17 protein-coding genes are annotated in these 13,004 nt (G+C 59.5%); 6 read left to right on the top strand and 11 right to left on the bottom strand.

Annotated features, from left to right (window positions below; translation table 11 throughout):
* Positions 1-21: 21 nt before the first annotated feature.
* Positions 22-174, top strand: coding sequence for an MFS transporter small subunit (locus OHL18_RS11965; RefSeq protein ID WP_263375079.1), 153 nt, complete (start codon positions 22-24; stop codon positions 172-174).
* Positions 175-247: 73 nt separating this feature from the next.
* Here OHL18_RS11965 and OHL18_RS11960 read toward each other — a convergent pair whose 3' ends face one another.
* Positions 248-1,501 carry an amidohydrolase gene (locus OHL18_RS11960; RefSeq protein WP_263375751.1) on the bottom strand — a complete coding sequence of 418 codons (1,254 nt, stop codon included), beginning with the start codon at positions 1,499-1,501 and terminating at the stop codon, positions 248-250.
* 162 nt (positions 1,502-1,663) lie between these two features.
* On the opposite strand from OHL18_RS11960, the gene OHL18_RS11955 reads away from it, so the two are divergent.
* From OHL18_RS11955 to OHL18_RS11940, 4 genes are all read left to right on the top strand, one after another.
* Entirely contained in the window at positions 1,664-1,843 is a 180-nt protein-coding gene (locus OHL18_RS11955; protein WP_263375078.1) for a hypothetical protein, read from the top strand.
* A 571-nt stretch (positions 1,844-2,414) separates the two neighbouring features.
* A complete protein-coding gene (locus OHL18_RS11950) occupies positions 2,415-3,551 on the top strand; it encodes an energy transducer TonB (protein WP_263375077.1) in 1,137 nt (378 codons plus the stop codon).
* Between the two features lie 104 nt (positions 3,552-3,655).
* Positions 3,656-5,569: a hypothetical protein gene (locus tag OHL18_RS11945; protein WP_263375076.1), complete on the top strand. Its 1,914-nt coding sequence runs from the start codon at positions 3,656-3,658 to the stop codon at positions 5,567-5,569.
* A gap of 114 nt (positions 5,570-5,683) precedes the next feature.
* Positions 5,684-6,229: a porin family protein gene (locus tag OHL18_RS11940; protein WP_263375075.1), complete on the top strand. Its 546-nt coding sequence runs from the start codon at positions 5,684-5,686 to the stop codon at positions 6,227-6,229.
* 11 nt (positions 6,230-6,240) lie between these two features.
* Here OHL18_RS11940 and OHL18_RS11935 read toward each other — a convergent pair whose 3' ends face one another.
* From OHL18_RS11935 to hpt, 4 genes are all read right to left on the bottom strand, one after another.
* Positions 6,241-6,675, bottom strand: coding sequence for a TA system VapC family ribonuclease toxin (locus OHL18_RS11935; RefSeq protein ID WP_263375074.1), 435 nt, complete (start codon positions 6,673-6,675; stop codon positions 6,241-6,243).
* A complete protein-coding gene (locus OHL18_RS11930; RefSeq protein ID WP_263375073.1) occupies positions 6,668-6,913 on the bottom strand; it encodes a hypothetical protein in 246 nt (81 codons plus the stop codon). Before OHL18_RS11930 ends, OHL18_RS11935 begins: the two co-directional genes overlap by 8 nt.
* A gap of 86 nt (positions 6,914-6,999) precedes the next feature.
* Complete coding sequence (locus OHL18_RS11925) at positions 7,000-7,422, bottom strand: VOC family protein (protein WP_263375072.1); 423 nt, start codon at positions 7,420-7,422, stop codon at positions 7,000-7,002.
* A 35-nt stretch (positions 7,423-7,457) separates the two neighbouring features.
* On the bottom strand, positions 7,458-7,982 hold the full coding sequence (hpt, locus tag OHL18_RS11920; protein WP_263375071.1) for a hypoxanthine phosphoribosyltransferase: 525 nt from the start codon (positions 7,980-7,982) through the stop codon (positions 7,458-7,460).
* A gap of 147 nt (positions 7,983-8,129) precedes the next feature.
* On the opposite strand from hpt, the gene OHL18_RS11915 reads away from it, so the two are divergent.
* Positions 8,130-9,014, top strand: coding sequence for a prolipoprotein diacylglyceryl transferase (locus tag OHL18_RS11915; RefSeq protein ID WP_263375070.1), 885 nt, complete (start codon positions 8,130-8,132; stop codon positions 9,012-9,014).
* 63 nt (positions 9,015-9,077) lie between these two features.
* Here OHL18_RS11915 and aqpZ read toward each other — a convergent pair whose 3' ends face one another.
* From aqpZ to OHL18_RS11885, 6 genes are all read right to left on the bottom strand, one after another.
* Positions 9,078-9,803 (bottom strand): aquaporin Z, encoded by a 726-nt coding sequence (gene aqpZ / locus OHL18_RS11910; RefSeq protein WP_263375069.1) that lies wholly within the window; start codon positions 9,801-9,803, stop codon positions 9,078-9,080.
* 79 nt (positions 9,804-9,882) lie between these two features.
* Positions 9,883-10,710, bottom strand: a complete 828-nt coding sequence (locus OHL18_RS11905) for a hypothetical protein (protein WP_263375068.1) — start codon at positions 10,708-10,710, stop codon at positions 9,883-9,885.
* A gap of 35 nt (positions 10,711-10,745) precedes the next feature.
* Positions 10,746-11,459, bottom strand: coding sequence for a M48 family metalloprotease (locus OHL18_RS11900; protein WP_263375067.1), 714 nt, complete (start codon positions 11,457-11,459; stop codon positions 10,746-10,748).
* Positions 11,404-11,817 carry a hypothetical protein gene (locus tag OHL18_RS11895; protein ID WP_263375066.1) on the bottom strand — a complete coding sequence of 138 codons (414 nt, stop codon included), beginning with the start codon at positions 11,815-11,817 and terminating at the stop codon, positions 11,404-11,406. Before OHL18_RS11895 ends, OHL18_RS11900 begins: the two co-directional genes overlap by 56 nt.
* Positions 11,818-11,884: 67 nt before the next feature.
* Positions 11,885-12,463, bottom strand: a complete 579-nt coding sequence (locus OHL18_RS11890; protein ID WP_263375065.1) for a hypothetical protein — start codon at positions 12,461-12,463, stop codon at positions 11,885-11,887.
* 39 nt (positions 12,464-12,502) lie between these two features.
* Complete coding sequence (locus tag OHL18_RS11885; protein WP_263375064.1) at positions 12,503-12,988, bottom strand: hypothetical protein; 486 nt, start codon at positions 12,986-12,988, stop codon at positions 12,503-12,505.
* Between the last annotated feature and the right edge of the window lie 16 nt (positions 12,989-13,004).

Raw genomic sequence — 13,004 nt, 5'->3', positions numbered from 1 at the left:
ACTGCGCATAGGAGATTCAGCATGACCGAAGTAAAAAAGTCCTCGCCCGTATTAATCGCCGCCGCCTGGGTGATCGTCGTGCTTCCCACTCTGTGGGGGCTCAACTACACCGTGCAGAACGCGCTGAAGATCTTCACCAAACCAGCACCAGCTGCAACCGCGCCAGCAAAGTAGACCCCACTAAAAAATCGTCATCTCGACCGGAGCGAAGCGCAGTGGAGAGACCCCCGCATTTGCCTTTGTCTCTTCACTGCAGCAGCGCGATCGCAGCATCCGTCATCGCCGTTACGCCCATGCGAATCGTCGGCTCCGGCACCGGCGCAAACAAAGGAGAGTGCGGCGAAGGCAGCGGCTTCCCCGATGCCTTGCTCTCCGCCACCTTCGCCGGATCGTAAGCTCCCAGCCAGAAGATGACCGCAGGAATCTTGTGATCGAGTCCAAACACGCCGAAGTCTTCACTTCCCATCTTCGGATCGTCTTCGACGATCGATTCCTTGCCAAGCTTCTGTTGAAACAACGCGACCAGCCGCGCTGATAGGGCGGGATCGTTGTACATCGAAGGCGTGTACTCCTGCATCGTGAGAATGGGCATACGATCCTCGGGAACACCCGCGGCAATCGCGATTCCCTTGGCTGTGCGCTCGATTCCGGCAATGATCGTCTGGCGGACGCTCTCGTCGTAGGCACGGAAGTTCAGTTCCATCTTCACTTCATCGGGAATGATATTGCGCTTCGTCCCGCCGTGGATATCGCCAACCGTCAATACGGCTGGTGACCGAGGCGGCGTAGACCGGCTCACGATCGTCTGCAGCGCCACAATGAACTCGGCCGACATCACGATCGGATCTTTGCCACTCTGAGGCTGCGATGCATGCGCTCCCACCCCGCGCATGAGGACATCCATGCCAGTGGAACTCGCCATCGCATAGCCGGGAACGATCGCAAGCGTCCCAACGGCCAAGTTGCTGTCATGCAGCGCAATCGCCATGTCCGGTGTTCCAAAGCGCTCATAAAGGTGGTCGGCGAGCATAGCTTGAGCGCCGTCGATCGTCTCCTCGCTCGGCTGGCCGATCAGCATCAGCGTCCCATGCCACTTCGCCTTCTCCTCCACCATCAGGCGCGCCACGCCGATCATCGTCGTCACATGGATATCGTGCCCGCAGGCGTGCATCACTCCAACATCCTGTCCCGCCGGATTCTTCGCCCGCACCGAGCTCGCATACGGCAGCCCAGTCTTCTCCGTCACCGGCAGAGCGTCCATATCCGCCCGTACCAACAGCGTCGGCCCAGCTCCGTTCTTCAGGATCGCCACCACTCCGAACGCCTTCGAGCCGTCCGCATAGACCCCCACATGCTCGGTCACCTCGTAACCCGCCGCTCGAAGCTCGCCGGCGAGCAGGGCAGAGGTCTTCTCCTCGTGGTGCGATAGCTCCGGCGCAGCGTGCAGCGACTTATAAGTCGCCAGCAGATTTGACTCCTGTTTGTCGACCAAAGCCGACACCTCCTGCCCCTGTATCTCAGAAGTCAACAGCGGGCTACACCCAGCCAGAACGCAGGCGGACAGGACACAAAACGCATACAGAGATCTCATTTCTTCTCCAATATCTTCAAACCAAATCGTTTACGGTTCGATCAGTGTATCTCCCTGTAGACTGCGATCAGCATGACGATTCTCTGGTCGGCAATGTTCGCGATATTCTTCGGATTCATCTTTGGCGTCGGCTGCTCGCTCGCCGTCATGTACTCCATCTACAACGGTGGCTACCGCGCGGCAGTGAAGGAGAGTCAGATGCCCGACCCTCCCGAGCGCTATCGCAAGGCCCTGAATGGCCTTAAACGCTGAATACTCCCCGGAACTGCCCCGAAAGTGCCACTTCCCAGAAAAAAATACCGGGTGACTTTTGCTCCCCCTGCCTCGTCGAAATCGAATCGGATTTGATCCTGAGGCAGAGTTCGCGCATCTTCACCCAAGCCGCCTCTGCTTCAAAACAGGCCACGAACGCAGAGGCGGGTTTACCCCTATGTAACCCTCAAGCCTGCTTTCTGCGTCAGAGAGTGATAGAGAGGGAAAACGCAAAAATGCAGTCAAACGGCATAGTTCCGTAGGGTGCATCCCTGCAACAAAAGTGCAAGTGCCATGCCGCTGTGGACAGGCGACGATACTAACATCGGTTACGGAAGTGTACCCTGTTAGAGCGTACCGATTTTTTGCCGCTACCGATGCGACCGAACTCCGGAGCGGCAAGTAAACATAGGGTGGCAGCCAGCCACGACCATTCGCTCGACGACGTGACTTGTTGCAGCTTTTAGCCGGGGTGTTCAGGCTCTAACCGATAGAGTTCAACCTGACCATCCAAATCATCACTCGACTACCAGCTTCCGGCAGGAAGCTGCACAAAGGGCGCTCCGATATCATGGCCAATACGCTGCAACCACTCCCCGAACAGCTCAAGCCAGCGGCCGTCGCCGCGAAACGTGCAGCATCCGCCTCCAGTCGTCAGTTCAAAGACTTTGGCCTGCTCGACGCCGGCAAGCAGAGCAAGGCTTCGACCGCCACGGCCATCGTCATCAACGTGCTGATAGTCGCCCTTGTCATCGTTCTGAGCGTCACCGCCAAGAAGACCCTCGACGCCCGGCGCGAAGAGACGATGCTGATCATGCCCGTCGTCAAGCCCCTGCCGCCGCCGGAACCAAAGATCCTGCACGAGCCACCGCCGCCCACGCCGCCTGTCGTCAAGGTCGATCCCCCCAAGATCAAGCTGCCCGATGTAAAGCCGATCGAGGCACCCAAGCCTGCTGAAGTGAAGATGACCCAGCCTGCCCCGGTCGTCACGCCTGCCGCACCCAAGAAAGTGGTCGCCCCCCCGGCGCCCGTCGTCGTCAGCCTTGCGCATCCGATGGCCGCCTCGGTAGTCAACAACTCGCCTCACCCGACAGCAGTGGCCCTGGGTAGCGCCAACAATCCCATCGCCCCCTCGAACCGCCCTGCGGTTTCTGCCATCAACCTCGGCCAGAAGGGCCTGGCCGGCATGCCCGCCTCGAACACTGGCGGCGGCCCCGCTGCGACTGCTGTCAACCTCGGCTCCGGAAGCCCCGGCGGTCAGCAGATGACCGGCAACGGCGTCCGTCCCGTGCAGGGCGTGAAGCTCGGCGTAGCTGGCGGTACTGGCCCCATGAACTCGACCGGCCATACCGCCGGTCAGGTCAATCTTGGACAAGTCCAGCAGGTTTCGCTGCCTAAGCCTGGTGCCGCGGCTGCACCCGGCGTTCCCCAGAACACGCCTAAGGTCATCTACAAGCCGAAGCCCGTATACACCGCTGAGGCCACCGCGTTACACATCAACGGCGTTGTTCAGGTGCGCATCCGCGTCTCTGCCACCGGTGCTGTCACCGTCCTCCAGATCACTCGCCCACTTGGCCACGGTCTCGACCAGTCGGCGGAACACGCCGCCCAGGCCATGCGCTTCCAGCCCGCGGTCGATGCCAACGGTCACCCTGTCGACTGGGAAGGAAACGTCACCGTGACGTTCCAGTCTGAATCGAACGGCTGATTCGAACCAATCACGGCCTTGCGGCCCGGAGCACCAGCCGTATGCTGGAGAACGTAGTCTTCCAACCTCTTAGTTTCAGCGAGCAAGTTCAGGAGCTTTACAAAATGGTCTTTCGGAAACATCCCCTCGCGACGCTGCTGTCAGCGGCCCTGCTCATCTCTACTTCGCTTCCGGCAAACGCCGTTCTGGGTATCGGCGGTAAGAAGAAGAAGGAAGAGGCTCCGGCCCGCAAGCTGACCCCGGCGCAGAACGCGCTTCTCGACAAGGCGATCGCCCGCGAGGCCGCAACCGTAAAGGTCATCAAAGAGCGCACGCCGCTGCTCGAGATTTATATCCAGAACATGCGTCCCGAACCCGGCGTCGTCCAGGTGCCCGAGTCCGACGAGCAGTACCTCACCCGCATCGACTTCGGCAAGCACATCGGCGAAGACTCCTTCGCGCGCAACGACATCAAGGCCAAGGAAGACCACAAGATCGGCAGCCTCTTCAAGCACACCCTCGGCTTCGCCGGTGGCCTCGGCAACGGCCTTCGCCTTCAGTTCAACCCGGCAGGCTTCGCCCGCATGCTCGTCATGGATGACGAGGACTTCAGCCGCTCCTATTACAACTTCGGCTACGTCCGCAACGAGTTCCTCGGCAACGTCCCCACCGCCGTCTTCGACGTAACACCCATCGCCAACAAGAGCATCATCCCCGGTAACAGCAAGCTGGCTGGCAAGTTCATTGGCCGTATCTGGGTTGAGACCCACAACGGCAACGTCGTCCGCTTCGACGGCAACGTCTCCGGCACCGAGAAGGACTTCAAGGAGTACTATCACTTCGATAGCTGGCGTACCAACGTCCAGCCGGATCTCTGGCTCCCCAACTCTATCTACGTCGAAGAGACCGACCCCAAGAGCCCCACCAAGACCCTCCAGTTCAAGGCCATCAACCACATCTGGGGTTATGTGTTGAAGGTCCCTGAGAAGGAAGCCGAGAACACCTCGGTTGAAGTCGAAGGCGCGACCGACGTCTCGAACGATGCGCAGGATGTGAGCCCTCTCGGAGCTCAGCGCGCCTGGGTGCAGCAGGCGGAAGACAACGTCATCGAGCGCCTCTTCGAAGCTGGCCTCCTCGACGCTCCGGGCAGCGAGTTCGACAAGACCCTCGAAGCGCTTGCCAGCAACATCCTCGCCTACAACAACATCACCGTCTCGCGCCCAATACGCGTGCGGACCCTGATGACCGAGCCGCTCGAATCGCTCGCCGTCGGCAACACGATCATCCTCTCGAAGGGCCTCATCGACACCACCGGCATCGTCACCCAGGATGGAGCCCAGCAGGCAGGCGACCTGAACGCCGCGCTTGCCTTCCAGCTCGCGCACATTATCCTCGGCCACCGTCTTGATACCAAGTATGCCTTCAACGACCGCCTCATCTTCCCCGACACCACCTCCTTCAAGCACATCCCAATGCACCACACGGATGCTGACAACGAGGCTGCCGCGAAGAAGGCGATCGAGCTGCTCAACGCCAAGGAACTCGTCGACAGCCAGAAGTACTTCGGCCTCTACCTCGCCCAGCTTCGCGCCCGCGTCGACGGCCTGAAGGCCCTGAACAATCCGATGATCGGCGATGGCATCGTCAAGAACGAAAAGGACAGCGCCTTCTGGATGCAGGCCCTGGTTCCCAAGGCCGACAAACTGGAGATGAACGACCTCAAGCAGCAGGCCGCCGTGCCGCTCTCGAGCTACCTCCGCTTCGATCCCTGGACCGACAAGCTAATTCCGCTGCACTCCGCCTTTGAACCCATCCTCAGCCCGGCCGACAAGATGCCCTTCGAGGTCGAGCCCGTCTATCTGAAGCTCAGCTACTACAAGGCTCCGGCACCTCCGGTCGATCCGGCGACGACACCAGCTCCGGCACCCACGGCCGCTGCTCCAGCCACGGCCGCGCCTGATGCCGCTCAGCCGGCAGCAACCGCTGCAGCCCCCGATGCCACCACCGGTACCGCGACTCCACCCGCGCCTCAAAACTAGGAATCAAACTCGCGAGAGCGGGCCGACTCCATCGCCCGCCCTCGCGTTTAGCACGGATGTCCGGCTCGAACCCGCAGCATTGAATCTGGGCCTTTATAAATCAGGAGTTTACGAATGTTGAGGAAGACGCTCTTATCCCTATTGCTGGCGGCAGGCTCCGTCTCGGCGATGCAAGCCCAGAAGCTGCCCACGGCAACCCGATCCCTCGACATCCAGGCGGGCGGAGAGTTCACCTACGGCCACTCCGACTACGGCAGAGACATCAAGGGCTACGGCTTCTACGGTGACGTCGACTTCAAGCCGCACTACGGAGTCGAACTCGAGTACAACCAGGCGAACGGGACGGACTTGATCTACGAGCGCACCTACAAAGCCGGTGGCCGCTATGTCTTCTTCCGCAAACCCCGCTGGACTCCCTACGCAAAGGTCATGTACGGACGTGGCGTCTTCAACTTCCCGCCCTATTTTCCCGGTGGGCAATCGGCCGCCAATCTGGCCTACAACATGGTCGTGCTCGGCGGCGGTGTGGACTACAAGCTGAAGCCCTACCTCAACATCCGCGGCGACTTCGAGTACCAGGACTGGTTCTCAAACCTCGGCCTGAAGAACGGCCTTACGCCCTACTTCGGCAGCATCGGCGTCGCCTACCACTTCCGCTAAAGGCCGCGTCGCTATTCTTCTAGCAGCAGGACATGGTTGCTGTACTCCTCTCCCGCTAGGTGAGAGACCGCCTTGTCCATCGTGGACAGTACCAATCTCTCGCGCACGGCAAGACCTAAAAGATACGCGTCTGTCACTTGCTTCGTGCCGTAGATGCGCTTGAAAAAAAGGCTGCAGAGAGTCTGCCAGTCGACCGTGATTGGGACGTAAAGATAACCGGGCTCCTTGGCGATCTGCGAGAGCACCGCCGTCGCCTCTGCCATGCTTATTTGCCCAGATCGTGGCGCCGTCGCGTTACGAAGGAACCCAGCTTCGGTGAAGGGACAGATGGCCCACTGAAGGTCAGGCTGATTGAACCAGACCGTCACCAGGTTATGGTGGATGTGATCTTCCGACAGCAGCGCTACAAGCACGCTCACATCCAGGAGATATCTGGCCTCAGACAAACTCGTCCTCCGACGCTGCTTTAACCATCGCCGGGCTTAGAGCCTCTCCGGTTCCGGCTATCACAAGATATCCATGCGGACTCTTCTTCAGCCTGGGCGAATCGCTCCCCGTCTCAGGAATTTGCTCCGCGCGGCGAATCAGTTCGCCGATTGCCGCTGAAAGTGTGATCCCCTTCGCTCCGGCGTAGGCAGACGTGAAGCGATAGACATCTGGATCGAGATTGACAGTCGTCCTCATTCCAACATGCTACGTAAATACGGCAAAGTGATGCGATTTTGATGGTTGATGCATTCAGCGGAGACCTTTGGCAGGCTTTAGCGCGGCTAATCGGCACCCCTCTCGCCCCGAAAGAACCACTCCACGCCGAACCGGCCCGTAAACCGGCCGTAGATCCCAAACGGCATCTCGCAAAGGTCGAGGAAGAACTCCTTGTCAGCTCCCTCGGACAGCCTGTCGAAGAGACGCTTGAGCTCATCAAACCGGGCCGCGACGACATACATTGCGGTCGAGTTCCCCTGCAGCCGGACGTGTGTCGGATGCAGCCAGTCCGTCGCAGAAAATTCGATGGCATCGCTTTTCAGGTATGCGTTGACGATCTTGTGGTGCTGCGCCGCGGGCATCTGATCCTTCATCGGCGTGTCCGCGAGTCGCGTCAAAGTCAGCGTCCCACCGAAGCAGCCAAAGTAGAACTCCATAGCCTCGGCACAGTTTCCGTCGAAGAGCAGAAAGGGCGTCAGACGAAGCATCTCACCCTCCACAAGATCCGGAATGCAGGCAGCTCTTAGTGCCCGACAGCCTCATCCGGGAACAACCGGATATCTTCCACGCCACGATACCGCTCGGCATAGTCCATCCCATATCCGATCACAAACTGGTTCGGAATGCTGAACGCCACGTAATCTGCCTCAATCGGAACCAGCCGCCGCTCCGGCTTATCCAGGCAGGTTGCGATCTTCAGCGAGGCGGGCTTGTGCTGCAGCATCAGCCCGCGCAGGTAGCTCAAAGTCAGTCCCGTATCCAGAATATCTTCGACGATGATGACGTGCTTTCCCTCGATCGGGTTGTCGATGTCCTTGATCAGCTTTACGGCGCCGGAAGACACACGGGCGCGGCCGTAGCTCGAGACGGCAACGAAGTCAAAGGTGTTGTCTACCTCGATGGCGCGGGCGAGGTCGGCGAGAAAGATCGCCGCTCCCTTCAAAACACCGATAAGGACGATGGAATGGCCGGCGTAATCCGCCGAGATCTGCTTGCCGATGGCGGCGACGCGCTCGGCGATCTGTTCCTTCGAGATGAGGACTTCCATGCTGGCTGAGGGAGGAAAACTGGGGGGCGTGCTGTTGGACATAAAGCAAAGGGTAGCGCGAACCGTGCCTTTATGGAAAGTGCCTGCTACAAGCCGGTGTGATTCCACCCGCAACGATGGCGATATACTTGGAAGGAAGCGAGGCATATGTACCCCTATTTACCGCAGATCGGCCCATTTCACCTGGGCCACTTGATCCTTGGCCCCTGGCAGCCGGGCACCTTTGGCCTCCTGTTGTGGCTTGCCGCCGTAGTAGCGACGGTTGTGTTGCACCGGAACTTTGTCCGCAACGGAGTGGACGCGGACGCACTGAACGTAGTCGCTCTTGCCGTGGTCTGCGGAATTTTAGGGGCGAAGGCGTGGCACGAGCTGCAGGATGTCCCGACGATGCTGATGGCCTTCAAGCGCATGCAGGCACCGGGCTGGAACCATCCGCTGGAGATCCTCGGCGAGTTTCTCACTTGGTTCCGCGCCGGCTTTGCTTGGTTCGGAGGTATGATCGCCGGCATCGCGGTGCTGATGTGGCAGGGCGCGGTGGCGAGACCCGACACGCTTCGTGGCGGGTGGGCGGGCGTCCGTATGCTCGATCTAGCAACTCCCTCTGCTGCAGTAGGTTACGGCGTAGGACGCATCGGCTGCCTGACCTCGGGAGACGGTGATTACGGCATCAAGACGACTCTTCCGTGGGGCGTCCATATGGCGAAGAACGCGCTTGTCCCGACGCCGGACCTGGTGCAACCCACGCCGATCTACGAACTGCTATTCTCCCTGGCATTGGCCTGGCTGCTCTGGCGACTCGGCAATAAATCGCGTTCTGTCGGCTGGCTTACCGGGCTTTACCTCGCACTGAGCGGTTTCGGTCGCTTTCTCGTGGAGTTCGTGCGGGTCAATCCCAAGCTTTATTGGGGCATGAGCAACGCGCAGGTGGCGTCGCTGGCCTCGATACTGGTGGGTGGTTTGATCATGGTGCTGACTAAAAAGAAGGTTCCTGGGCCGGTTCTGGTAGACATCGAAGCCTCTGCGTCTGCCTGAAGAAATCGTAAAAAGCGAATCGAACTGGCCGCAGCGGTTGATCCCGCGCGGCCAGTCTTTTTGCTACTTCGACATCGCCTCGCGGATCGGCTCCTGTGGAACGGCGAAGAAGGTGTCGGAGATAAGGCCGCCAAGAATCCCACCAAGGATGGGCGCGGCCCAGAACAGCCAAAGCTGGCTCAACGCCCAGCCGCCAACAAAGATCGCCGGGCCAGTGCTGCGGGCAGGGTTTACCGAAGTATTTGTGACCGGAATGCTGATCAGGTGAATTAGCGTCAGGCAGAGACCGATGGCGATCGGAGCGAAGCCTTTCGGCGCACGCTCGTCGGTGGACCCGAGAATCACGAGCAGAAAGACCGCCGTCAAGACAACCTCGGCGACAAAGCAAGCGAACAGCGAGTAACCATCAGGCGAGTGGACACCGTAGCCATTTGAGGCAAAGCCTCCTGCGAGCGAGAAGCCGGGCTTGCCGCTGGCGATGAGGTAGAGCACTCCCGAACCTGCGATCGCGCCCAGCACCTGCGCCACCACGTAGACCGGTAACTCCTTGATAGGGAATCGTTTGCCCACTACAAGACCGACCGAGACGGCGGGATTGAGATGGCAGCCGGAGACGTGGCCGATTGCAAACGCCATGGTCAGCACGGTCAGTCCGAAGGCTAGCGATACACCTGCAAAGCCGATGCCGAGGGACGGGAATCCGGCTGCGAGCACGGCGGAGCCGCAGCCTCCGAAGACCAGCCAGAAGGTGCCGACAAACTCGGCTGCTGCACGTTTGGAGAGATGCATCGTTTAACCTCTTTTGTTAGTTTTGTCGGGTTTGGGCCCGGAGAGTTCGCGAAATCGTAGCATGCGAGCGCCGTGACAACTACTTCGGAGCAATCGTAGTTTTCTTATCGCTATCGGTCGCGAGTGGCTTTTTCTCTCCGCTCTTTGCGACGATGGCACGGAGTGTTTCGTAAGTCGGCTCACCGTCATAGAAGCCCATAAGTGCCTGTGCTCTGGGCTTCGGATAAGAGTCCAGAGAGTATCTGCGTTCCCCCTTGGCGGCGAGTTTGGGATGATCGATCTTGAAAAAGGCCTGGTCGGCATCGTCCGATTCGAGGTCATAGTAAGGGATGAACTTTTCAGCGGGATCGGCCTCCGAGACGACGAGGAAACGATAGCGCGAGTTGAACCTTCCCGTAAGGTTAGGAAATTCGAGCACTCTGAACTGCCGTGATCCTTCCGTGAACTCGTCGATGAGATAGCCTCTTCCCGCGAAGGATGAATCCGCGGCCGCGAGCTGTCGGAGTCTGGCTTTCGCCTTATCGAAATCCTCCCATCGACCGAGAGCGGAGTAGATTGGAACGACGGCAATCAATTCAGGAATCTCGTTGCTCACGGTACCGAGCTGGCTGCCCTGCTGATAGAAGGAGAGCGCTTCGTCCGGATGTCCCGCACCCCGCGCCGCAATCGCGGCCTGCATCAGGATATTGCGCTGGGGCGGCCCTTCAGACAGGAGGCGTTTGTAGAGACTGTAGGCGGTCGCGTACTCATGATTGTTCTCTGCCGTGAGCGCGTCATCAGCATCTTTGTTCCATGTTGCTGGATCGGACTTGTTGCCAGAGTCAACCGTGGTAGCAGGGACCTGGGCGGTTGATACAGCTGATACAGTCGTCAGCACGAATAGGAGCAGACATTCTCTGAGCTTCATGCGCATCAGGCTAGCATGAAACATCTTACGGTCCCTTAGAGCCGTTTCAGATAGGCCTTGGCTTGCTCAAGTTCGGGGAAGAGGCGTTCTTCCGCCTGAAACTCGCGGGAGTGGACGCAGCGGCGTCCGGCTTTCACGCGCACCGGGTGCTTGAGGTGAAGCATCTCGTGATACAGCAGATACTCGATGGCGCATCGCGGCGTATCAGGCCGATCAAATACTTTGCTAACGACGATCGTGTTGTGCGCGGCGTCGTAGTGGCCCAGCATTCGCCGCGCATGATGCGCGGACCAGGTGAGCGTTGGGCGACCGAGCAGGCCGTGGAAGAATCGCGTATTGAGCGACTCGAAGACCTCGTCCAGGTCGTAGAAGTGGCCAACCGGCGCGACGAGGCGCTTGCGGCCTCGGGTCTGGCGAACGTGCTCGGCCTGCTTCGAGACGGCTTCGGACGAGACGTGGCGGCGGTAACGGTCGGCGTGGTGCGGAGCGATGGGCTTGCGGTAGAGTTTCGCCAATAGAATGTGTGCGATAGCGCGGAGGACGGACTCCGGAGCGTGCTCCAGGATGTCCGAAAGCCGAACGTGCAACTGGCCTTCGCGCAGACGGATCGTCGTATTCAGCGAGGTGAAGCGGCGGAAACGGATGTCGAGCGGAGGGATAGGAGCGCGGGGCCGAAGCTCGCGGTACTCCTCTTCAAAGAGAGGCGTCAGCGCCTGGGTTGGTGCGGATGTCTTTGCGGTGGCGGGCACTCTTTTTCGAGGTTAGCACGCTGCGCTGTGGGTGTTTCTGCACACGACTCATCGCGATACGCTCGCAATGCGTGGATCGCCGGCGCTCAGTGAAATCTTGAGCTTGACTCATGGGTTTTTCGGTATAAAGTAAGGGCAAATTTCCCGCACGAAAAACGTGCAGTCTAAGCAGGTCTTCGATGATGACGCGGTTCTCGAATTTAAATCGCCAGAATCTGAAGTGGGCAGGCAGGATGGCTCTGATTCTCGTGTTGACTGCGGTAGCCGAGGGTTTGGTGGGCGGTTTTGCTCGGAAGCCCTTTCCCTGGGTGGGAATCATTCCTGCATTGATGCCTTTGCTTGCGTGCTTCTTCGTCATCCTTCCCATGATGAGGGCGGAGAAGACGGACGTTCAGGGGATCTGAGCGCGACGTTCCGACTTGCGGCTATTGCTCTAGTACATTGCCCTCCGCATCTTTCTGAGGAGGGTGGGCAGCGAACCAGATCTTCTGGTCTTCGATGAGACGCTCGGTGTCTTCCCGCAGGTCGCGGATGGACTCGAGAGCGAGCTTGCGGGAGATGTTATAGGCGTCGTCGTCGGGCGGGGACTTGATGACCGACGACCAACGATCGATGGCGCGGAGAAGCTTCGGGAGCGCCTTGCGAATGTCGCGGTGGCGCGGTCCGTACTCGTTCAGATTGTCTTCAAGATTATCGGCGATGGCTGTGAACTGTTCGAGCGTGTCGTGGATGTCCTGCTCGCGTCCAGGATGGCGCGGCCCGGCGGACAGCTTGCGGATCGTCTCTGTGCGCTCATCCATGAATCTGATAAAGGCCATAACGCGCTCGTTGGGGAGGCGGTTCGTATCGCGGAGCTCTTCAATCTCCTTCTGCGAGAGCGGGTCCTCCCGCTGAAAGGCAGGGTGTAGGGAACAGGGAGTAGGGTTTACGGCTGAGTAGAGCGCAGTGGAAGCGCTAAAGCAGACAGCGAGGATCAGGAGACGCTGGAAGATTGATCGGCGCATACCGGAATGATAGGCGAGCAGCAGGCTGAATGGTCCGATTTAGTGAGCGAAGACCTGCGTAAGGAGTTCGTCGTGGACGCCGTCAAGTTGCTTCAGCGTGGCCTGAAGCGCCATCTTATCGTCGCCCGTGGCTTGGTGGACGTACTCGCCCAGGTGGAAGGTGGTGTGCTCCATCAGCTTCTCGGCTTCCTTGATTCGCTTGGTGTTGTTGGCGAGATTCTGGTGGATGAGCTGGGCGTAGTGCTGGATCTTCTTAAGCGTGGCGGCACCTTGCTCAAAGTCGCCGTCAAGGAACTGCTTCCCGGCAAGTTGAGTCATGCTGTGGACCAGTTCGGTGAAGAGGAAGCACTGTTCCCGTGGCTGGGCCATCATGGCGCGCTGTTCGAGCATGGCGATGGACTGCGGCGCGGGAATGGTCTCATCAATGGCGGCGCGGGCCGGAGTGGCGGTCAGCAGAAGAACGGCTACGGTGAGGACAACGGAGGCCGGGGCGATGGTGGGGGTGAATCTACATGGAAGCTGCATGGTGCACCTCTGTGAG

Origin of the sequence: Granulicella aggregans (assembly GCF_025685565.1) — a bacterium.
Lineage (GTDB): Bacteria > Acidobacteriota > Terriglobia > Terriglobales > Acidobacteriaceae > Edaphobacter > Edaphobacter aggregans_B.
Note: the sequence above shows the minus strand (reverse complement) of the source record. Positions and strands in the feature narration are given on the sequence as shown.

Bases quoted from the DNA above. Each gene is read 5' to 3' on its own strand.
- OHL18_RS11965 (WP_263375079.1), top strand. From the start codon at position 22: ATGACCGAAGTAAAAAAGTCCTCGCCCGTATTAATCGCCGCCGCCTGG.
- OHL18_RS11955 (WP_263375078.1), top strand. From the start codon at position 1,664: ATGACGATTCTCTGGTCGGCAATGTTCGCGATATTCTTCGGATTCATC.
- OHL18_RS11950 (WP_263375077.1), top strand. From the start codon at position 2,415: ATGGCCAATACGCTGCAACCACTCCCCGAACAGCTCAAGCCAGCGGCC.
- OHL18_RS11945 (WP_263375076.1), top strand. From the start codon at position 3,656: ATGGTCTTTCGGAAACATCCCCTCGCGACGCTGCTGTCAGCGGCCCTG.
- OHL18_RS11940 (WP_263375075.1), top strand. From the start codon at position 5,684: ATGTTGAGGAAGACGCTCTTATCCCTATTGCTGGCGGCAGGCTCCGTC.
- OHL18_RS11930 (WP_263375073.1), bottom strand. From the start codon at position 6,913: ATGAGGACGACTGTCAATCTCGATCCAGATGTCTATCGCTTCACGTCT.
- OHL18_RS11925 (WP_263375072.1), bottom strand. From the start codon at position 7,422: ATGCTTCGTCTGACGCCCTTTCTGCTCTTCGACGGAAACTGTGCCGAG.
- hpt (WP_263375071.1), bottom strand. From the start codon at position 7,982: ATGGAAGTCCTCATCTCGAAGGAACAGATCGCCGAGCGCGTCGCCGCC.
- OHL18_RS11915 (WP_263375070.1), top strand. From the start codon at position 8,130: ATGTACCCCTATTTACCGCAGATCGGCCCATTTCACCTGGGCCACTTG.
- aqpZ (WP_263375069.1), bottom strand. From the start codon at position 9,803: ATGCATCTCTCCAAACGTGCAGCAGCCGAGTTTGTCGGCACCTTCTGG.
- OHL18_RS11905 (WP_263375068.1), bottom strand. From the start codon at position 10,710: ATGAAGCTCAGAGAATGTCTGCTCCTATTCGTGCTGACGACTGTATCA.
- OHL18_RS11895 (WP_263375066.1), bottom strand. From the start codon at position 11,817: ATGACGAAGAAGCACGCAAGCAAAGGCATCAATGCAGGAATGATTCCC.
- OHL18_RS11890 (WP_263375065.1), bottom strand. From the start codon at position 12,463: ATGCGCCGATCAATCTTCCAGCGTCTCCTGATCCTCGCTGTCTGCTTT.
- OHL18_RS11885 (WP_263375064.1), bottom strand. From the start codon at position 12,988: ATGCAGCTTCCATGTAGATTCACCCCCACCATCGCCCCGGCCTCCGTT.